Origin of the sequence: Paraburkholderia fungorum (genome assembly GCF_003610895.1) — a bacterium.
Lineage (GTDB): Bacteria > Pseudomonadota > Gammaproteobacteria > Burkholderiales > Burkholderiaceae > Paraburkholderia > Paraburkholderia fungorum_B.
In genome coordinates this window covers 76,378-96,837 of sequence record NZ_MCAS01000014.1, presented here as the reverse complement: position 1 = coordinate 96,837, position 20,460 = coordinate 76,378, and the positions used below count along the sequence as shown (strand labels likewise).

17 protein-coding genes are annotated in these 20,460 nt (G+C 60.8%); 4 read left to right on the top strand and 13 right to left on the bottom strand.

Annotation, left to right across the window (positions count from 1 at the left end):
* Positions 1 to 59: 59 nt before the first annotated feature.
* The 3 genes from scpB to BCY88_RS16065 all read right to left on the bottom strand — a co-directional run bounded on the left by scpB (position 60) and on the right by BCY88_RS16065 (position 3,604).
* Positions 60 to 860, bottom strand: a complete 801-nt coding sequence (gene scpB, locus BCY88_RS16075; RefSeq protein ID WP_120345242.1) for a methylmalonyl-CoA decarboxylase — start codon at positions 858 to 860, stop codon at positions 60 to 62.
* A 40-nt stretch (positions 861 to 900) separates the two neighbouring features.
* Positions 901 to 2,160, bottom strand: a complete 1,260-nt coding sequence (locus BCY88_RS16070) for a CaiB/BaiF CoA transferase family protein (protein WP_120345241.1) — start codon at positions 2,158 to 2,160, stop codon at positions 901 to 903.
* Between the two features lie 115 nt (positions 2,161 to 2,275).
* Entirely contained in the window at positions 2,276 to 3,604 is a 1,329-nt protein-coding gene (locus BCY88_RS16065) for an MFS transporter (protein ID WP_120345240.1), read from the bottom strand.
* A gap of 311 nt (positions 3,605 to 3,915) precedes the next feature.
* Between BCY88_RS16065 and BCY88_RS16060 the strand changes: the two genes are divergently transcribed.
* The gene (locus BCY88_RS16060) at positions 3,916 to 4,833 is read left to right on the top strand and encodes a LysR substrate-binding domain-containing protein (protein ID WP_120345239.1); all 918 of its coding nucleotides are present in this window, start codon (positions 3,916 to 3,918) and stop codon (positions 4,831 to 4,833) included.
* A 36-nt stretch (positions 4,834 to 4,869) separates the two neighbouring features.
* On the opposite strand, the gene BCY88_RS16055 is transcribed toward BCY88_RS16060, so the two are convergent.
* Entirely contained in the window at positions 4,870 to 5,769 is a 900-nt protein-coding gene (locus BCY88_RS16055) for a DMT family transporter (RefSeq protein WP_120345238.1), read from the bottom strand.
* A gap of 161 nt (positions 5,770 to 5,930) precedes the next feature.
* Between BCY88_RS16055 and BCY88_RS16050 the strand changes: the two genes are divergently transcribed.
* A complete protein-coding gene (locus BCY88_RS16050) occupies positions 5,931 to 6,851 on the top strand; it encodes a helix-turn-helix domain-containing protein (protein WP_120345237.1) in 921 nt (306 codons plus the stop codon).
* Positions 6,852 to 6,864: 13 nt separating this feature from the next.
* On the opposite strand, the gene BCY88_RS16045 is transcribed toward BCY88_RS16050, so the two are convergent.
* The 4 genes from BCY88_RS16045 to BCY88_RS16030 form a co-directional block, all read right to left on the bottom strand.
* Positions 6,865 to 9,885 (bottom strand): FAD-binding and (Fe-S)-binding domain-containing protein, encoded by a 3,021-nt coding sequence (locus BCY88_RS16045; RefSeq protein ID WP_120345236.1) that lies wholly within the window; start codon positions 9,883 to 9,885, stop codon positions 6,865 to 6,867.
* Between the two features lie 24 nt (positions 9,886 to 9,909).
* Positions 9,910 to 10,659, bottom strand: coding sequence for a 2-keto-4-pentenoate hydratase (locus BCY88_RS16040; protein ID WP_120345235.1), 750 nt, complete (start codon positions 10,657 to 10,659; stop codon positions 9,910 to 9,912).
* 37 nt (positions 10,660 to 10,696) lie between these two features.
* A complete protein-coding gene (locus tag BCY88_RS16035) occupies positions 10,697 to 11,983 on the bottom strand; it encodes an MFS transporter (RefSeq protein ID WP_120345234.1) in 1,287 nt (428 codons plus the stop codon).
* Between the two features lie 198 nt (positions 11,984 to 12,181).
* Positions 12,182 to 13,402 (bottom strand): pyridoxal-phosphate-dependent aminotransferase family protein, encoded by a 1,221-nt coding sequence (locus BCY88_RS16030; RefSeq protein ID WP_120345233.1) that lies wholly within the window; start codon positions 13,400 to 13,402, stop codon positions 12,182 to 12,184.
* A gap of 161 nt (positions 13,403 to 13,563) precedes the next feature.
* Between BCY88_RS16030 and BCY88_RS16025 the strand changes: the two genes are divergently transcribed.
* Positions 13,564 to 14,289, top strand: a complete 726-nt coding sequence (locus BCY88_RS16025; RefSeq protein WP_030102283.1) for a GntR family transcriptional regulator — start codon at positions 13,564 to 13,566, stop codon at positions 14,287 to 14,289.
* A 460-nt stretch (positions 14,290 to 14,749) separates the two neighbouring features.
* On the opposite strand, the gene BCY88_RS16020 is transcribed toward BCY88_RS16025, so the two are convergent.
* From BCY88_RS16020 to BCY88_RS40370, 3 genes are all read right to left on the bottom strand, one after another.
* Complete coding sequence (locus BCY88_RS16020) at positions 14,750 to 15,160, bottom strand: hypothetical protein (RefSeq protein WP_259461422.1); 411 nt, start codon at positions 15,158 to 15,160, stop codon at positions 14,750 to 14,752.
* The gene (locus tag BCY88_RS16015) at positions 15,144 to 15,722 is read right to left on the bottom strand and encodes a lysozyme (protein WP_120345232.1); all 579 of its coding nucleotides are present in this window, start codon (positions 15,720 to 15,722) and stop codon (positions 15,144 to 15,146) included. Before BCY88_RS16015 ends, BCY88_RS16020 begins: the two co-directional genes overlap by 17 nt.
* A 610-nt stretch (positions 15,723 to 16,332) precedes the next feature.
* Entirely contained in the window at positions 16,333 to 16,863 is a 531-nt protein-coding gene (locus BCY88_RS40370; protein ID WP_259461421.1) for a PAAR domain-containing protein, read from the bottom strand.
* A gap of 545 nt (positions 16,864 to 17,408) precedes the next feature.
* On the opposite strand from BCY88_RS40370, the gene BCY88_RS16005 reads away from it, so the two are divergent.
* Positions 17,409 to 18,995 carry a Na+/H+ antiporter gene (locus BCY88_RS16005; protein ID WP_120345231.1) on the top strand — a complete coding sequence of 529 codons (1,587 nt, stop codon included), beginning with the start codon at positions 17,409 to 17,411 and terminating at the stop codon, positions 18,993 to 18,995.
* Positions 18,996 to 19,049: 54 nt separating this feature from the next.
* Here the strand turns inward: BCY88_RS16005 and BCY88_RS16000 are convergent, their stop codons facing one another.
* The gene (locus BCY88_RS16000; RefSeq protein WP_120345230.1) at positions 19,050 to 19,343 is read right to left on the bottom strand and encodes a hypothetical protein; all 294 of its coding nucleotides are present in this window, start codon (positions 19,341 to 19,343) and stop codon (positions 19,050 to 19,052) included.
* Positions 19,344 to 19,605: 262 nt separating this feature from the next.
* Entirely contained in the window at positions 19,606 to 20,244 is a 639-nt protein-coding gene (locus BCY88_RS15995) for an HD domain-containing protein (protein ID WP_120345229.1), read from the bottom strand.
* Positions 20,245 to 20,460 lie beyond the last annotated feature (216 nt).

Genomic DNA, 20,460 nt, shown 5'->3' with positions numbered 1-20,460 from the left:
CGCGGCCGGATCCGGCCGCGCATGGCTTGAAGCCGCGGCTTGCGCCGCCTTGCCGTCATTTACTTCCCACCAAACACCGCCGGCCGCCTCTCCGAGAACGCTGCCAACCCTTCGCTAAAGTCCGCGCTTTCGCATGCCCGCCGCCGCAGTTCGGCAATCTGCTCCATCGCCTGAACAGGCATGGGCTGAAAATCTTCAAGAATCCGAAGCTGTTCCTTCACTGCCTGGATCGCCAGCGGCGCTTTGCTGGCGATTCCGCGCGCCAATTCAAGTGCCGTTGCTTCCAGTTTGTCGCTGTCGACCAGACGGTTGATCACGCCGAAGCGCTCGGCGCGCACGGCGTCGAGCGGTTGTGCGCTGAAGAACATTTCCTTCAGCACGTGGATCGGCACATTGTTGAAGAATCGCAGCAAGCCGCTCGTCGTGTAAGGCAAACCAATGTTCGCCGGCGTCATCGCAAAACGCGCGCTACCGTCTGCAACAACGAGGTCGCAACTCATCGCCAGATCCACCGCGCCGCCCCACGCAGAGCCCGACACCATCGCGATCACCACACCCGGATACGCGCGCACGCGGCGCAATACCTGCTCCAACGGCTTGCCGTGCGCGATCGGATCGCGGTCGTGCGCCAACTCGCCAAGGTCGTGACCCGCACTCCAAACCTCCTGCCCGACGCCGCTGCCAAGTATCACAACTGGGACGCGCTGCTCGGCAAGCTTGCACAGGTGCGAATCGAGCGCTTGCAACAGCTCCGCGCTGAGCGCGTTCCTTCGCGTAGGATGACTGAACGTCAAACATGCGATCCGTTCATCCACTATCTCAACTGTTACGGTAATCGGCGATGCGTTCGGTGTATTCATGATGTGACCTTTACAGCATGTTTCGGTATTTTCTGGCTGCTCATTGTGCAACGCCAGCCTCGCGTTCCAAAGCCTTCTCAGGCGGCAAATACTCGCCCTGCTGATGCACCGCTTTTGCGGCAAGCAGCGCTTGAATCGAGTCCTCGCCAAAACCTGCCTCGCGCAATACATCGACAGTATGTTCGCCAAGGCCCGGCGGCGCGTGCCGGCTGATGTGTTGCGAAACCTCGCCGGTTACCGTCGAACTCGAGACCGGCGTCACAACCTGGCGCAACGCGCCGAGTGCAGGATGCTCGACCGTTTCCACCAACCGGCAATGCTGCACCTGTGGGTCGGCGAACACTTCGTCCAATGTATTGATCGGCCCTGCCGGCAATCCCACGCCAATAAACAGTTCGGTCCACTCGCGTTTGCTGCGCGTCTTCAGACGGGCTTCCAGCGCAGTCTTCAATTCATCGCGATGTGCAACGCGGGCTTCGTTGGTCGCGAAGCGCGGATCGTCCGGCAACGCAGGCAATTCGAGCAGTTGGCACAAACGCAGCCACATGTCCGACGTGATCGGCGCGATGTTGAGCGGGCCGTCGGCGGTTTCGAATACGCCGTACGGCGCAATCACCGAGTGCGCGTTGCCGGTGCGGCGCGGAATGTCGCCGAGACTCAGGTAGCGCTGACCATGCACGCTCAGCAGCCCCACCAGACTCGCAAGCAACGACGTGCTCACATGCTGGCCGCGCCCGGTTCGCTCACGCTCCAGTAACGCCGACAGGATCGCCATCGCGAGCCACATGCCCGAACTCAGATCGCCGATCGCGGTGCCGGTGCGCGTGGCGTCGCCATCGGCGAAACCGGTCAGGCTCATCAGGCCGGAATAACCCTGCGCGATCTGGTCGAAACCCGGCCAGCTGCTCATCGGCCCATCCGCGCCAAATGCGTTGATGCTGCCCATCACCAGCCGCGGATTGCGCGCGCTGAGCACCTCATAGCCGAGCCCCATGCTGTCGATGGTGCCAGGCTTGAAGTTCTCGATCACCACGTCAGCGTCGTCGATCAGCCGGTGAATCGCGGCCAGTCCTTCCGGGTTGCGAAAGTCGATGCACACGCCGCGCTTATTGCGGTTGCAAGACAGATAGTAGGTGCTCACGCCCCGGTCGAACGGCCCCCAGGTTCGGCTCATATCGCCGCCCGGACCGGGTTCGACCTTGATGACGTCCGCGCCGAGATCGGCCAGCACCATCGAGCAGAACGGCCCGGACAACGCGCGGCTCAGTTCGACGACCTTGATTCCCTGTAACGCTTGCATTCAGTTCTCCAACGAATTGACGACGGCTGCGGATGGCAAGAGCGATGCGCCCGCGCCATGCCCTCAGTGTCTGATGCCCCGTGGGGACAGTGCGAACAGATCGCGCGGCGAGGCGCTATTCCGGCAGCGTCTGATGACGGGTCTCGACAGCGAACGGCAAGATCAGCAAGCCGATCACAAAGGCCACCGCAGTCCACGCAATCGGCAAGCCGAGCGAGCCTTGCCAATGAATCGCGGCAGCCAGCAGAAAGTTGACGCCGGCGCCGAGAAGACGCCCCACCGACGCATTAAAGGCAAACGCGGTAGCGCGTATCCGGGTCGGATATTGCTCCGGCAGCCACAGCGAAAAGATCGCGAAATTGCCGCCGAAGAAACCGAGGAACAGCAGCGACACCATGAACAGATTGAGTCCGTTCGGCAGATAGAAGACCCAGCCGAAGGCGAAGACGATCGACACGGCCATCCCGGCAAAGTACGTTCCGAGCGCGACGCGGCGCCCCAAACGTTCCGCGAGCCACGGCGCGACGAGACACCCGAAGATGGTCCCCACCGACAACACCGCCGCCCCGATCGACGCGAGATGCACGGCGCCCACGCGGTCGATGCCGGCGCGCGTCGCCAGCGTCACGACTGCGCTCGCTTCGTAGACCGACCCGGCCCACAAGCCGATGATCGCGACACCCACCAGGCTGGCACTCGTCAACGTTCGACGCCGGTACGCGGGCGCGAATATCTCCATCAGCGGCCGGCGCCTGGGCAGCGCGTCGGCGTTCGTCTGACCGACGCCATGCGCGGCCTTGCGCCACTGACCCGGCTCCTTCACCTTGAGCACCGTGAAAATCGCGAGCAACGCCGGGGCGAGGCCACACAGGAACATCGCGCGCCAGCCATAGGTCGCGCCGACCGTGTAGTTCAGCAAGGCGGCGAGGAAAAACCCGACGTAGTAGCCGGTCTGCAGATAGCCGGCGCCCATCTTGCGGCGATCTTCCGGCCAGCTCTCGGCGACATAGGTCCCCGCCAGCGCCCATTCGCCACCCACGCCGATACCGGCAATCAGCCGGAACGCGGCCAGTTCCCAGACGTTGTGCGCAAACGCTGCGGCACCGGTGAACACCGAGTAGATCAGAATGCTGGCGGCCAAGGTCTTGACCCGGCCAAAACGGTCGGCCAGCGGCCCCCAGATGAACGACAGGCCCCAGCCGATCAGAAACAGCGCGAACAGAATCGAGCCATACATGCCGAGATTGCCGGGCGTCGCGGCAATACCTGAGTTGGGCAGCAACTCAGTGAGCGCCGGAATCAGCACCAGCGCGTAGATCACGGAATCCACGCCGTCCAGCACCCATCCGGAATAAACCGCCCAGAAACCGCCGATCTGCTCGCGGGTGAGAGGCGTGCGCCGGGCTTTTAGCCCGGGCGTCGATACAGCGATCGCTTTGGACATTCTTGTCTCCTGTGTCGACCAGAGTTAGCGCTTTAGCGCTTACTCTGGTCCCATGCAACGCACGTCGACCTGAGTTCGCGCTTTAGCTGTCGACCTGAGTTCGCGCTTCAGCGCGCTACTCAGGTCCCATGCAAAGCTCGTACTCTGGTCCCGTGCAAAGCGCTTACTCGGGTCCCATGCAGAGCATGCCGACCCAGTTAGCTTCGGTTTTTTTGTGGATTGAGTATAAGAACGCGCTCGATAATATAAAAATATGATATTTCTCTAGCTCAATCGGATTTCGTTATGGGATGAAGGAGCGAGCGAGGACCATGGATCTGCGGCAACTGCGGTATTTCGTCAAAGTGGTGGAGTGCGGCAACGTCACGCGCGCGAGCGAAGCGCTGCATATCGCCCAGCCCGCGATCAGCCAGCAGATGCGTAATCTGGAGCGCGATCTGGAGATGCAGTTGCTCGAGCGCAGCGTGCAGGGTGTGGCGCCCACCGCAGCCGGGCAAACGCTGTACCGGCACGCGATCGAGTTGCTACGGCAAGCCGACAGCACACGCGAGCTGCTGCGGCAGGACGCCGAGCTGCCGCAGGGCAAAGTCTCGGTCGCCATGCCGTCGAGCACGGCGCGCATGGTGGCGATCCCGCTTGCGCGCACGATTCGCGACCGCTATCCCGGCATCGCGCTGGAATTGCTCGAAGCACCGAGCGCGGAACTCGGCAGCCTGATCGGCAGCGGCAGGGTGGAATTGGCGGTGGTGGTGGATGCGGTCGAAACGCGCGGCGTCGCCGCGCAAAGGCTGCTTACGGAGGCGCTCTATCTGATTGCGTGGCCGGAGTTTCAGATGCCGCGCGAGCCGGTGTCTGTCACCGAACTCGGGCGTATGCCCCTGATCCTGCCGAGTGCGCCGAACACGATTCGCAGCCGCGTCGAATGGGCTCTGCGCGAAGCCGGGCTGCCCTGCGAAATTCTGTTCGAAGCCAGTTCAACCGCGCTCTTATTCGCCGCGGTGATGGCAAAGTTAGGCGTGACGATCTTGCCGTGGACGGCTGCGCACGTCGAACTCGATGAGCACAAACTCAAGCTTGCCAAAGTCGATCACCCGCTTTTCTCGCGCGAGCTGTCACTCTGCTGGCACGACACGGCCTTGCTGAGCAATGCCGTGCAGAAGGTCAAGGCGACGATACTCGAACTGTTCGACAGCCTTGGCAAGCGGCCGGAGTGGACGGCGGCCGATTGAGGTGCTACGGCCTCAGAACATCCCTTCAGAACGCCATCAGGACACCCTCACGCGCCGGGCGAAGAGTCGCCGCGTGAGATCGAATGCCACCAGATTCCCCGCCACCACCAGCAGAAGCCCGAACACCGCCAACGCGGACCATCGGTAGCCCTCGAATATCGTCGAGGCCGCGAGCGCCACGATCGGAAACAGCACGGTGCAGTAAGCGGCCCGTTCCGGCCCAATGCGTCCGACCAGCATCAGGTACGCGGTAAAGCCGATCACCGAGCCGAAGATCGCCAGGTAGGCGAGCGCGCCAAGATAACGCGCGTCGGGTTCGATCGCGAACGAAAAACCGGCCAGCGCGCTTCCCACCGTCAAAATGCCGGCGCCGATCAACATGGCCCAGCTATTGGTGGCGAACGGGTGCAAGCCCATCGATTGCATCCGGCTCGACAGCAGATTGCCGGCCGAAAAGCACAAGGTGCCAAGAAACGCGATAGCGAGTCCCAACCATACCGTGTGGTCGCCCAGGTGCCCCGCCATCTGCTGAACGAACAGACAAACAATGCCGACGAGCCCCAGTGCCGCCCCGGCGATCGCCGACGGTTGCAAAGGACGGCCCATGAACAGCCGGCCGTTGATCGAATTCAGCAGCGGCGCGGTGGAGAACACCACCGCCACGAGCCCGCTCGGCACCACCTGTTCGGCGTAGTAGAAGCACAGAAAGTTCAGACAGAAGAGCGCCAGGCCCTGCGCGGCCAGGAAGCGCCATGCGGCGCGCGGCGGCCAGATCGGCCGGCGCATGATGCGCAGCAGCGCGAACAGCACCAGTGCGGCGATCCAGAAACGCCACGCGATCGACACCGGCGGCGGCACCGCACCCAATTGCCATTTGATCGCGATCCACGTAGTACCCCAGATCAGCACGGTGACGGCATAGAGCGAAAGATTCATGACGAAGCCTGCAGCAGCAATAAGCGAGAATTCCACTATGCTGCAACGCCGGCGCCCGCACTTGTCCAGGATTGCGCACTTTTTCGGGGAGACGCACGGCCGGTAAGCGCTCGCCCTATACTGACGCTTACCCTGTCATCAAATGCATCCCCCTCGTTTCCGTGAACGCCAGACCGCCTGCCTCCGTGATCGAATCCACCGAAACGCCGTTCGGCCTTCAGTCGGTCTGTCACACGCTGCAGAACGCCAACGCGAATCTCGAACGCTTCGCGTGGTTGGGCGACCGGCTCGCCATTGCGGTCTGGACCCGCGACACGGAGGAAGCCGAGACCATCTATGAGCGGCCCGGTCATCACACGCTGTCGTGCTATCTGGATGGCGGCTATCGCACCGAGCGTCAGAAAATGCCCGGGCGCTACGGCGCACCGTCGCGGCTCTGCGCGTTGCCCGGCGAGCATGAATCGCGCTGGTGGGTGCGCGGCCACATGCATTTCATGCATCTTTACTTCCTGCCCGAACATTTCACGCAGCGCGCCGTGCAGGAACTCGATCGCGAGCCGCGCGAGCTGACGCTGGCCGACCGCACCTATTTCGAAGACGCCCGCATTGCGAGCCTGTGTCAATCGCTCGCCAATGAAGACTGGCAGGACCCCGACGGCCTGCTGCGGACCAATGAAGCCGCGCATCAGGTATTGAGCCTGCTGCTGCGCGCCCAGGGCGTGCGCCGCACGGACGCGTCGCTCAAGGGCGGCCTGTCGGTCGCGACCCGGCGGCGCTTGCGCGACTACATCGAGAATCATCTCGCGCAAACGCTCACGCTCGGCGAGCTTGCCGGGGTCGCGGCACTGTCGGAATTTCATCTGGCGCGTATGTTCCGCACGTCGTTCGGACTGCCGCCTGCTGCATGGATCGCGCAGCAACGGCTCGAACGCGCCCGCACGCTGCTGCGCACCACGAGATTGCCGCTCGCCCATGTCGCGGAGCAATGCGGCTATGCGAACGCCAGCCATTTCAGCCATCGCTTTCGCGAAAGTGTCGGCGTGGCGCCAGCCGCGTATCGGCAGGCGGTCAGCGCCGCCTAGCGGCCGGGCGCCTTCACTGCAACGCCATCGCCAGCACCCGCGCCACGTGGATCGCGTCGACGCCCGCACCGTCGTGAATCTGATGCCGGCAACTCGTGCCGTCCGCAACCATCACCGTGTTGGCGTCGATCTTGCGCACCGCCGGCAGTAGCGAGAGTTCCGCCATCGCCTGCGATGTCGCGTAATGCTCGGCTTCGTAGCCGAAGCTGCCCGCCATCCCGCAGCACGACGACTCCACCGTCGACACCTTCAACTGAGGAATCCAGTTCAGCACGGTCTGCACGGGCGTGAACGCATCGAAGGCCTTTTGATGGCAGTGGCCGTGAACGAGCGCCTGCTCCTTCGCCAGCGGCTTCAACGCAAGCTTCAGACGACCGGCCTTTTCTTCTCGCACCAGAAACTCTTCGAATAGAAAGGCCTGCTTCGACAGACGCTGTGCTTCTTCGCCGAAACCGTAATGCAGGAACTCGTCGCGCAACGACAGCAAACACGACGGCTCCAACCCGACGATCGGCACGCCACGCTCCACAAACGGTTTGAACAGATCGAGCATGCGCCGCGCTTCCTGCTTCGCTTCGTCGACCAAACCAGCCGCGAGGAAGGTACGGCCGCAACATACCGGCCGCTCCCCCTGGCGCGTATTGAAGTGCACCGTGTAGCCCGCAGCTTCCAGCACCTGCTGCGCGGCGCGTGCGTTTTCAGGCTCCATGTTGTTGTTGAACGTATCGACGAACAACAGCACTTCTTTCAACGCGCCGCCCTGGGATCTTTCCCCCGGCACCGCGTTGGATAGAAACGATTTCTTGAAGCGCGGCAACGTGCGTTCCGGCGCAAAGCCCACCGAACGCTTGAACCACGCCGACAATACCGGCACGTTGTCGGCCAGCGCCATCAACATCGGCATGCGGCTCGCCGTTGCGGCATAGCGCGGCATGAAGGCCACCAGCTTGTCGCGCAGACGCAGCCCATGCCGTTTGACGCGCGCCGCCCGTGCCTCGATCTTGAACTTCGCCATGTCGACGCCCGTCGGGCAGTCGCGCTTGCAGCCCTTGCACGAAACACACAGATCGAGCGTGTCCTTGACGTCGTCGCTGGCAAGTCCCGCTTCACCGAGTTGCCCTGAAATCGCCAGACGCAAGGTGTTCGCGCGCCCTCGCGTCACATGTTGCTCATCCTTCGTCACGCGATAACTCGGGCACATGGTGCCCGCATCGAACTTGCGGCAATGGCCGTTGTTGTTGCACATCTCGACGGCCTTGGCGAGACCGCCCGACAGATCGTTGCCGCTGCCCGGCAGCGTCTCCTGCCCCGTCAGCGGATCGCGTTCGACGTTCCATGCGGACCAGTCGAGCGCGGTGTCGATCGCACGCGCCTCGTAGCCCGGTGCAAAACGGAAATTGCGCGCGTCGTCCATCTTCGGCGGACGCACGATCTTGTCGGGATTGAAACGGTTATCCGGATCGAACAACGCCTTGATTTCGGTGAACGCCTGATTCAGACGCGGCCCGTATTGCCACGCGACCCATTCGCCGCGGCACAAGCCGTCGCCGTGCTCGCCGGAATACGCACCCTTGTATTCGCGCACCAAGGCCGCCGCTTCCTCGGCGATGGCGCGCATCTTCGCGGCGCCGTCACGCCGCATATCGAGAATCGGCCGCACGTGCAGTGTGCCGACACTTGCATGTGCATACCAGGTGCCTTCGGTCCCGTTGCGGTGGAACACTTCAGTCAGGCGGCTCGTGTATTCCGCGAGATGTTCGAGCGGCACCGCGCAATCTTCGATGAAGGAGACAGGCTTGCCGTCGCCCTTCATGCTCATCATGATGTTCAGTCCAGCTTTGCGGACTTCCCACAACGCTTTCTGTTCGTTCGCAGCAGGCATCTCGACGACCGAATCGGGCAGACCCAAATCAGCCATCAATTCAGTGAGTTTCTTGAGCGACGCAAGCTGCTGGTCACGATCCTCGCCCGCGAATTCCACCAGCAGGATCGCTTGCGGCTCGCCGACCAGCGCCTTCTCGATCACCGGCCGGAACGCGGGATTGCTCATTGCCAGATCGATCATGGTGCGATCGACCAGTTCCACGGCCACCGGCTTCAGCTTGACGATGTGCTGCGTGAGATCCATCGACTGCCAGAAGGTCGGGAAATTCACCACGCCCAGCGTTTTATGCGTGGGCAGCGGTGCGAGTTTCAGCGTCAGTTGGCGGCTGAACGCGAGCGTACCTTCTGAGCCGACCAGCAGATGCGCAAGATTGGCGATGCCGTCATCGGTATAGGCGCGCGGGTTCTGGCAATCGAATACATCGATGTTGTAGCCCGCTACGCGCCGCAGCACCTTCGGTATGCGCTCGACGATTTCATCATGCTCCCGCTCGGCAATCCGCTTCACGCCTTCCAGTATCTGCTGCAAGCGCGCGCCTTGCGGCGCGTCGCGCAAGGAGGCGAAACGTGCTTCGCTGCCGTCGGCGAGAATGGCGTCGATCGCCTCGACGTTGTGCACCATGTTGCCGTATTCGATCGAGCGCGAGCCGCACGAGTTGTTACCGGCCATGCCACCGATCGTGCATTGCGCCGCTGTCGAAACGTCGACGGGAAACCACAGGCCATGCGGCTTCAGCCACGCGTTCAGATGGTCCAGCACGACGCCCGGTTCGACGGTTACCGTGCGCGCTTCGGCATCGAACGCGACAATGTTGTTCAGCCATTTGCTGGTGTCGATCACCAGCGCCTCGCCGACGGTCTGGCCGCATTGGCTCGTGCCCGCGCCGCGAGCGAGTAACGGTACTTTCTCGCTGCGTGCAATGTCCAGAGCGATGCGCAGATCGTCCTGATCGCGCGGCACTACCACGCCGATCGGCGTAATCTGATAGATCGACGCATCGGTCGAATAACGGCCGCGGCTCGCCGCATCGAACAACACGTCGCCGCGCAGAGACTTGCGCAAATGCTGCGCAAGCGGCGTGGTCAGGCGCGCGGCGGACGGCACCAGATGAATCGGCTTGACGAGTAAAGCGGAGGTGGGGTTCGTCATTTCGTCGGCCTATAGGAAAACGGGCTAGTACAGCGTCAGGCTGATCGGCGCGAGCCCTTCAATGCGCCCGTTAGCCGTGCCCGCGCTCTGCGGAAAAAACATTCCGGTGTACGAACCGGTGGTGACAATCATCTCCGGCGTGATTGCGATGCCGCGCGACGTGGCGTGATTGACGAGCCAGGTCAGCAGACGCCGAGGATCGCCGGCCGGATTGGCGGGCGTTGTCTCAACCACGTCACGCCCTTCAAAGCTGAACCGCAACGACGGCGCAACAAACGGAAAGTCCTCGCGATACGGCGAAAATTCGCCGACGATCAACGCCCCGTGGTTCTGCAAGTCCGCGAGTTGAGCGAGCTTGTCGACGTTGGGCCAGCCGGCGTAACGGCTCGCCACGATCTCGATGGTCGTGCCGATCGAGCCGATGCCGGCGCGCACCTCGGCTTCGCTATAGGGTGTTGTCGAAGGCTCGAAGCGGCGGCCGAAACGGAATGCGATCTCCAGTTCGAGTCCCAATGGGGTGAAGCCTTCGCGCGGCAGGCGCGCGCCATCGGCATGCAGATCGTTTGCAGGCAACGGTGCGCCTTGAATCGGGCCGCTGTCCGACTTCGCGCCAATCTTCCAGCCGCCGATCGGCGCCTCCAATACGCGCAGGATGTCGTGTTGAACCGCGTAGGCGGCAGCGCCGTCCGCAGGCGTTTGCTCCGACGGCAACGCATCGAGCGTCAGGTGATTGCGGCGCGCGTCGGCGAGACGTTGACTCAGTGATGTTGTCATTTCTTTGAAGACGAAGAGAAGGAACGGTGCATTCCGCTTATGCACCCACGCCCGTGGTGGCGTGCGCTTTGTCGGCCGCGTTGAGATCGAATTTGCTTTCCGGCTGCATGCGGAACGCGAGCACCACGCCGATCGCCATCAACAGCATGCTGCCGACGAACGGCAACTCCCAGCTGCCGAAGTAGTCGATCAGAAATCCGCCGACCACCGGCGAGATGATCGCGGCCAATGCCGAGCCGGTGTTCATCATGCCGCTCGCGGTGCCGGAGTATTCCGGCGCGATATCCATCGGAATCGCCCACATCGGGCCGATCGTCATTTCGGCGAAGAAGAAACCTGACGCGAGACACGCCATCGACAGATACAGATCGTGCGTGAACATCAGCGGAATGAGCGAGAGCAGACAGAACAGCATGCACACCGAGACCATCCAGCTCCGGGCACGCTTCAAGCTGCGGGTACGCGTAAAGATCCAGTCGGTCACGATACCGCCGAGCGTATCGCCTAGCACACCGGCAAAGAACACCACCGAGGCGAAGATCGCCGACTTTTGCAGCTGCAGGTGATAGCTGTGCAGGAAGTATTGCGGAATCCAGCTGAGGAACAGCCACAACGTCCAGCCATAGCAGAAGTACACGATCGTGACCGGCCACATGCGGCGAAACAGTTTTCCCCACGGTACGCCGGCCGCTTTCGGCTTCGGCGCGGGCAAGATTTCGAGTTCCTCGCTCGTGATACGCGGATGATCTTTCGGATGTTCGGTGAACGTGAACGCCCAGACGGCCACCCACAGCAAGCTGAACACGCCGCAGATATAGAACGATTCGCGCCAGCCCCAGGTCGCCATCACCAGCACGATCAAACCGGGTGCCACTGCATTGCCGATACGCGACGCCGCGTGTGTGATGCCCTGCGCAAAGCCGCGCTTTTCCTTTGCGACCCAGCGCGCCATCGCGGAGGTTGCGGCGGGAAACGTCGCGCCTTCGCCGAAACCGAGCAACACACGGGCGGCCAGCAACGAGACCAGACCACCGGCGAAGCCGGTCAACAACGTCGCGACGCCCCAGATGGCGCCGCAGAAAATCAGCGTGCGTTTCGCGCCGAAACGGTCACTGACCCAGCCACCGATGATCTGAAAAATCAGATACGGATAGGCGAAGGCCGAAAACACCAGGCCCACTTCCGTATGCGAGAGTCCGAACTCCTTGCCGAAACCTGCAGCCGCGGTGCTGACGTTGACGCGGTCCAGGTAAGTGATGAAGTACATGATGCACAGCATCACTAGAACGATACTGGTCGCACTGCTGACACGAAACCGCTTCATCGTCTCTCTCCATTGCAGTCTGTCGACGGCGCGCCTGAATGGCGCGCTGCGTCGTCGCCCGTCGGCGAGATACGCCACGGGAACATCGCATGTTGTTGGTGGGCCGCGTTCTATGCGCGGCTTCGTGAAGGAAGTGCTCCCCGCCTTCCTTTGCTGCGAGATGCGCCGAGGCGCTCAGGTACTCAGCTGTTCGTGTGCTTAAGCGGCCGCTTTCAGCCCCGAGGCCTGGGTCGGCTGGCTCAACCACTCCATAGCGGCAGGCAGGCCGCTTTCCTTGAGCGGCACGCCCGCGAGCCGCAGGCCCATTTCGCAACCGGCCAGCGTTGCCAGCAGCATCAGGTCGTTACAGTCGCCAAGGTGGCCGATGCGGAACATGCGGCCTTTCATCTTGCCGAGGCCGGTGCCGAGCGACATGTCGAAGCGTTCGTAGATGACCTTGCGCACTGCGTCGGCATCGATGCCCTCGGGCATCATCACGCCGGTCAGCACCGGGCTGTACACAGCGGGATCGGCGCACTGGATCTCCAGGCCCCATGCACGTACGGCACGACGGGTGGCTTCGGCGAGACGCTCGTGACGGGCGAACACGTTGTCGAGTCCTTCGCCGAGAATCATCTCCAGCGCCTCATTGAGCCCGTACAGCAGGTTCGTGTTCGGCGTGTACGGCCAGTAGCCGGTTTTGTTCATCTCGACGATGTCGGTCCAGTCCCAGAAGCTGCGCGGCAGTTTTGCCTGCTTGCTGGCCACGAACGCCTTCGGCGAGATCGCGTTGAAGCTGATGCCCGGCGGCAGCATCAAACCCTTTTGCGAACCCGACACGGTGACGTCGACGCCCCATTCGTCATGGCGATAGTCCGCGCAGGCGAGGCCCGAGATCGTGTCGACCAGCAGCAGTGCCGGGTGTCCGGCCGCGTCGATCGCGCGGCGCACGGCGGCGATATCCGAAGTGACGCCCGTGGAGGTCTCGTTATGGACCACACACACCGCCTTGATCGCATGCTGCGTGTCGGCGCGCAGGCGCTCCTCGATCATTTGCGGCTGAACCCCGCGCCGCCAGCCTTCTATGCCGGGCAGGCCGAGGAACTCCGGCTTCAGCCCAAGGCTTTCCGCCATCTTTTTCCACAGCGTCGCGAAGTGACCGGTTTCGAACATCAACACGTTGTCGCCGGGGCTCAGCGTGTTCGACAGCGCTGCTTCCCACGCGCCGGTGCCAGAGGCGGGATAAATCACCACGGGCTGCTGCGTCTTGAAGATTTTCTTGATGCCGTCGAGCACCTTCAGACCGAGTTCGCCGAACTCAGGGCCACGGTGATCGATGGTCGGGTAGCTCATCGCCCGGAGAATGCGATCGGGCACCGGGCTCGGACCCGGAATCTGCAGGAAGTGACGGCCAGCGGGGTGAAAGTCTAGCTTGAGCATTGGGCTCCTCCGATTGAATTTTGCATGCAAAAAACTATATCAGACGATCCGCCGTGATCCCAAGATGAAAATTGCTTGCTTGCACCGGTGTTTACCCGTGCTCTTACCTAATCTTTGAGCTTCCGATAAAATCGCACTAATACGATGTTGAGGGCTTTTGTATGCAAAATTCGGATTTCGATGCGGGTGTGGCCGCTTCCCCGCTGATGCCGAAGGTCGAGCGTCAGCGCTTGCACGACACGGTGGTGGAGCACATTCGCCGCTTTATCGTCGAAGGGGTGCTGGAGCCGGGCAAGAAACTGAACGAACGCGAGCTATGCGAGACGCTGGGAATTTCGCGCACGCCGCTGCGGGAGGCACTGAAGGTATTGGCTGCGGAAGGGCTGATCGAGATTTCGCCGAACCGGGGCGCGTCGGTGTCGAAGATGTCGGAAGCGGAGTTGCGCGAGACCTTTGAATTGATGAGCGGTCTTGAGGCTTTTTCTGGTGAGCTGGCGGCGGAGCGGATGACGGCCGCCGAGCTTGCCGAGATCAAGGCGCTGCATTACGCGATGCTCGCTTGTCGTACGCAGAACGATCTGGCCGGGTACTACAGCCGCAACCAGGCGATTCACGACAAGATCAACGAAGCGGCGAGGAATTCAGCACTGCGGCAGACTTATGTTGCGGTGAACCGGCGCTTGCAGGCGTTACGGTTCCGGTCGAACTTTCAGATCCCTAAGTGGGACAGCGCGATTCACGATCACGATGAAATGTTGAAGGCGCTTGAGGCGAGAGATGGGAAGAAGTTGAGCGCGATTTTGCGGCAGCATTTGCTCGATAAGCGGGATGCGGTTTTGCAGGTGCAATCGCGGGAAGAGGTGGCGGCTTCGGTGTTGAAGGCTTGAGGGGCCGTTTGCCAATACTTGTCCCCATAAAATGTTGGCAAGCCTGTGGACAACCTTCGCACATCCCGGCCAAGTCGTTGACGCAGCAGAAGTATCCGGTCGCGGGTGATGAGTAAGCATCACTCATCAAGCCGCTACCGGCCGCGCAGAAAAACCAGAATAGCGAACCTGTCGCAGTAGGTGCGACACCCCGTCTGCTAGTTGTCCACATAATTTGTTCGCAAGGCTGTGGACAACATGCGCACAACCGTGCCAAGGCATTGATGCAAATACCTTCTGCTGGATCGATGCATCCGTCAGCCTGCCTGGCAATTGGTTGAAGCCACCTATTATCTGACGTGAACCATCTGGCGCCCGGCTGGGTTTGGATTCTCGTAGAACACGAACGACTCCTTGGCGGATGCGTGGCGCTCACCCCGTGAGGTCACCGCATTAATCCCGCCGAAGCTGGCATGTTTTGCTACCAGTTCGCCATTGTCAGCAGGTTCATAAGAAACTTGTTTTGAACAGTGCGTAGTTCGAATACACACCGTTCGTATAGCGCGGTGTACATGGAGCCGTCTGGGTTGGTCTCCCATCCCGCGCCCGCGTCTCGCTGCAACTCACAGAATTTCTCCGCGTTATCTTGCGCTGCCATATAGGCATCAAGTACTTTTGCGTGTTCGTTGCCGACCGGCACTTTTGCACGTATCTTTTTGTATAGCAGCTTGTTCTCTTCAACTATATTCACTCGCAGGCCCGCGAAGCATTCCGCGTCGGAGAAACCGCCGCCTAAATGCTTCAAGCATTCTGGGTCTGTTTTCGCCGATGCACCGTGAGATGAAATAGCGATAACAACAGCAACGAAGAGTCTTCTAGTGAGATGCATCATAGACCCCCGATGCGAAAAGGCGTGCTTCGGAATAACGACGCGGAGGAAGCCCCGGATTGCTGCCGACGCGATAAGTCAGAATAAAATTGAACATTTCACTGTAGTGTCCCGAGTTGACCTTTCTAATTATCTCGTCGGCTCCAATATTTGGTCCGCAGTTGTAAACGATGCTTACCAGCGCGTCATACTCGAATTGAAAGAGTGGCACGTGTACGTCGTCATTCAAGCGACGCTCCATACGCTGTAAATCATGCTTCTTAAATGCTCTCGCACGCTCCAGTGAAATTGTTTGGCCGACCTGGATATGATCGGATGGCACTATGCGGTGCCCACAGCCAACCGTCGGAATTCCAACGTTGTCGAGGTACGCTTTCAAAATGAAGCCGTCCGTAACATGGTGTCCCTGAAAATTCACGCCATTCAGTATGCCGGACTCCCACGTCGCCAGAAACGAAAGCCCGTCACCAGAGACTGCCCACGGTTGACCGAGCCTCTGCGTGTAGACCGTTACGTTAGAGTTAGGGTCTGTGTTTGTCACTACTACAGCTAATGCTTCTGACATAGTGCCCCAGTGCGCGCGTTTATCAATACCGTCTTAGATGGCATTGTGATGTCCTAAATAGAAGAAGAGCATTACGGCCGCTTCAGTTACATGGCGATTCGTGCTGCCCCGTGCATCAGTCGCTCCGTGCCGCAACTCGCCGGAAGGAAGCCGAACGGTGTAATACGTGTTGTGCAAAGACAAGCAGCGAGAATCCCTCAATACGAACTGTTCGTCATATGCAACGGAGGAAGCGGCGGCCTCAACTTCGGGAACACTACAATCGGGGCCTCGGCACATGCCTTGTCGATTAGCCTCACGCGCTTGCCGTCCACCGAAACGATGCGTGGATGCGGGCTGCACTTGCATAGCACTTGATCGCCGCCGAGTGCCATGGGTTGCCCTGATTGACCGCTGAAAGGGCGTTTCACCGTACCCGGGAATACGCCCGGAACGATAACCCCCTCGCTTTTGCACCTGTTACAACATGCCGGGTGACCGATGTATGCCACTCTCCTGAACCGGTCGTTGTTGTCTGTGACTGTGATGTTGTTGCTTCCAGTAATCACTCGGCTGTCACCGCCGCTATCGAGCGGATCGCCTTCCACGGCAGCACAATAGATTGGCATGGCTATACCTCCGTCCGGTGACCGAGGAACACGGCAACGTCCTGCGCGCCGCTGGTCTGGTGACGTGCTGTTCGCCCTTGTGAGTCCGTCGTGCCGTGCCTCAGTTTTCCGTCCGGCATCCTGACACTGTAATAGGTGTCAGTAAGCGCGTTTCCATTGGCATCGAGCAGCACGATCTGCTCATCGAAAAGGGCATTCGGTGGCTGGGATTCCACAGCGTGGCCTGTATCGGATGATGGGCTTCTAGAACCCTCAGCCGCTGAATTCAGGTGGCAACCGGAATCGAACGCCATAACCCGATTCTTGCCACAAGGGCAGAGCACCCTGTCACCATGCACGACCACAACACGCCCCCCCTCTGATACACCTTCACCCGTTCCGAATATCCGATGAGTTCCTTTGCAGTTGCCGCACGTCGCGCTATCACCGGAAAGAGCGATATTTTTCCCGTCGTCGAACATGGTCGACGAGAGAGCGATAACGAAACCACGGGTGGTTGTCGGATCGCCATGACGAACTATGGATCGTCTCATGAGTCGCAACTCCTTCGGATATGAATTAGTGAGTGGTAACGTCCGCGCGCATCGGCACGAAGCTGGTCGCTTGCTCTTTGCGGTGGGGGCGATCGTCAATCACAACCATAGAACCCGCCCCGCCCGTGGCCGTCGTCACACGTCCACCGCGCTCGGTGAGCGGACCAATCGCGGCGAAGTGATGTTTAGTTCCAGCACGTGTGTTATGTGTCATGTGTCCGTCCCCTTCACGTTGAAAAAATCCTTTTCAAGGAGACTTATGCATCGGATCGCGAACCGATATAAGACAAGTACGAAAAGTAGTCGGCGGGTCCAGCGCATAGACGAAAAAAATGGCCCGTAAGCGAAAGCACATCGACATAAGCGCCGCGTGGCCAAAAACTTGTCCACATAAATTGTTTGCAACACTGTGGACAACTTGCGCACAGGCAAGCCAAGTATTTGATAGCGCACGCGTATCTCCCATCGGCTCAGCCGCAGGCAGAAGCCCCGCCGTGTGATAAAAAGTAACTCCGCCACGCTTTGCCACTCGCCGAGGCTCCCGCATGTCCTCCGTCATGGCTTTCAAACTCGTCCTGCTGTCGCTCGCCGCGATGATCGGCCTCCAGCTGCTTGCCAGGCGGCTGCAACTCCCGCCGGCCGCGGCGCTTCTGGTCGGCGGCGCCGCGATGGCCTTCGTGCCGGGACTGCCACCCATCAATCTCGATCCCGAACTGGTCCTGATCGTGTTCCTGCCGCCACTCCTCATGGACGGCGCCTACTTCTCCGTGTGGGACGAGTTCAAGCGCAATGTCGGCGGCATCCTGCTGCTTGCGATCGGCGCCGTCGCCTTTACCACCCTCGCGGTCGGTCTTGTCGTCCATTGGGTCGTGCCGGCCTTACCGTGGAGCGCGTGCTTCGCACTGGGCGCGATCGTCTCGCCGCCTGACGCCATCGCCGCGAAAGCCGTACTGGAACGCGTCGCGCTGCCGCGCCGGTTGATGGTGCTCCTCGAAGGCGAGAGCCTGCTCAACGACGCCGCCGGCATCGTCCTGTTCCGCTTCGCCGTCGCGGCCGCGCTGACCGGTACGTTCAGCGCGCAACATGCCGTCGGGCGCTTTGCCGTGCTCGGGCTGGGCGGCATCGCAGTGGGCATCGCAATCGGCTTCTTGGTCGTCAAGCTGCTGCGCTACCTTGACGACGCCTACCTCATCATTACCGCATCCGCACTCTCCCCGTGGATCAGCTACATCGCCGGCGACCTGCTGGACGTCTCCGGCGTCATCGCGACCGTCAGTTGCGGAATGGTGCTTGGCTGGCACCAGCACGAAATCTTTTCTGCCTCGGTGCGTACGCGCGGCACAGCCTTCTGGCAAGTCCTGATCTTCCTGATGGAAGCGCTAGTGTTCATTCTGATCGGGCTGTCGCTGCGCGGCGTAATCGTGCGGCTGGGCGGTGTCGGCGACACGCTGACCGCGCTTGCACCGGCGGTCGGCGCAGTGATCGCGGCCGTCGTGCTGTCGCGCTTCATGTGGGTGTTCGCCGTCGAATGGTTGAAGGGACTGGTCTGCAAGCTGATGCAGCGCACAAACATTGCGCTCGACTGGCGCTCGTCAACGGTGACGAGTTGGGCCGGCATGCGTGGCGTGGTGACGCTGGCAATCGCGCTCTCGTTGCCCGAGGCGATGCCGGGGCGTGATCTGATTCTGGTCGCGTCATTCGCGGTGATCCTCGTGACCGTGCTCGGACAAGGAACCACGATCGGCACGTTGATTCGCTGGGTCAATCTGGATAGCGTGAAGGAGCGCAACGAGCAGCATCTGACCGAACCTCAGGCGTGGGCGAGGCTCGAAGCGGCACAGCTTGCCGCGATCCAACCGCTCGTGCACGACGCCGAGGGACAGGTGATTCATCCGCGCCTGCTGGAACAATATAGCTATCGGGCCCAGATGACCGAAACCTACCAGCACGTGACGGAATATCCCGCCGATGTTCGAAACGCGCATTACGACGTCGTGCTTGCCGCTGTTGCAGCCGGTCGCAGCGAGTTGTTGCGAATGCACCGGTCAGGCTTGATTCATGACGAACTGCTAACCGAGCTGGAGCGGGATCTCGACCTGCAGGAAATCGCCGCGTTGCATGGAAAGGGATGACCGGTTCGCGTCTGACGCCAGTCGAGACGCGAACCGGTCGAACCACGATGAGATTCAATGGCCCTTGAAAATATCCAGCAGTTGATTTTGCATCTGCATCATTTCGTGCGCATGCTTCATCTCCATCTGCGCCATCGTGTCCTGATACTCCATGTCCATCTGCATCATTTTCTGCTGGATGCCGATGGCCTGAGCGCGCTGTTCAGGCGTCAGCTTGTCCATCATCATGCTGTATTCGGCCGGCATCAGATAGGTGCCGGCACGTCCTATTCCCTGGGCTTGCACAGAACCCGCTGCAAGCGCGAGCGGCAGCAGTCCGCACATCAGTACGGCTCGGATCGATTTCATTTCATCTCCAGTCTTACGTGAGCAGCCCGGTCCAAACAAGGGCTGCATAAACGACATTCAGGTGCTCAAACTGGCTTGCCGCGGTCGATCCGTTGCACATGCCGGGTCTGAGAATGCAACACCCGGGGCTGGCCGCCATGCACGATCGTCCGGGTGTTTCAGTGGCTTAGTCGTTAGCGCTTACTGGAAATGACACGCTAAATTAATTCGGTGCCGATAATATTTCTTCTGCACGGCTGTCACTTTCGCCCTCGTGCGCCGACTAATCCTTCCACGCCGACCCCAAAATCATCGTGCAAAAATTCTCACGGTGATAATGCGGGTCTTTCAGCGCAAGCACGTCTGCCTTCACGTTGCCGAAAGTCGTCTCCGGTTTGTGAATCGTCCCGTGCGCGAACGCATCGATGATGCCTTCCTTGAAATGGGCGCCGCGCGGGTGGGCGTGAATCACCTCGTGACGCTGTTGCTCGGTGAACTCATCGTAAGCGAGACCCAGCACGTCCATTTCCACACCGGCCGTAACCAGCGCCACCACCGGTTTCATATATTGCGGAATCCCAGGCGTGGTGTGTAGCGCAATCGAATTCCACACCTGCTCGATATCGTCTTCGCCAATACCGTGACGCTGCAGAAAATCGCGCGCCGCGTTCGCACCGTCCACCTCGAAGCGATCGTGCTCGCTGCTATACGGCGCGACGAGCCCCATGTCGTGAAACATCGCGCCGATGTACAGCAGCTCGGTGTCGTACTTGAGCTGCTTGCGCGCGCCGGCCAGCGAGCCGAACAGGAACACGCGTCGCGAATGGTGATAAAGCAATTCGGTTTCGGTATCGCGCACGAGCTGGGTAGCTTCGCGCGCCATCATGCTGTCGGGGATCTGGATGCCTGCGATCGTGGTCATATGAAGTGCTCCATGAAAGACTGAATGAACCGGGCGCGCGGTCTTTGTGATTGGAGGGCGCGTTTGGTATGCTGGTCCGCGATGCTTTTTCTGACCGTTCAGGCAGCGCGTCCGATAGCCTTGAGTATTGGTCGGCACGTTGTCTCGGGCAATCTCCACACACCGTTGAACCCTGCCAAACGCACCGCGTTGACTGCCGCAGGTTGCGGATTCCGC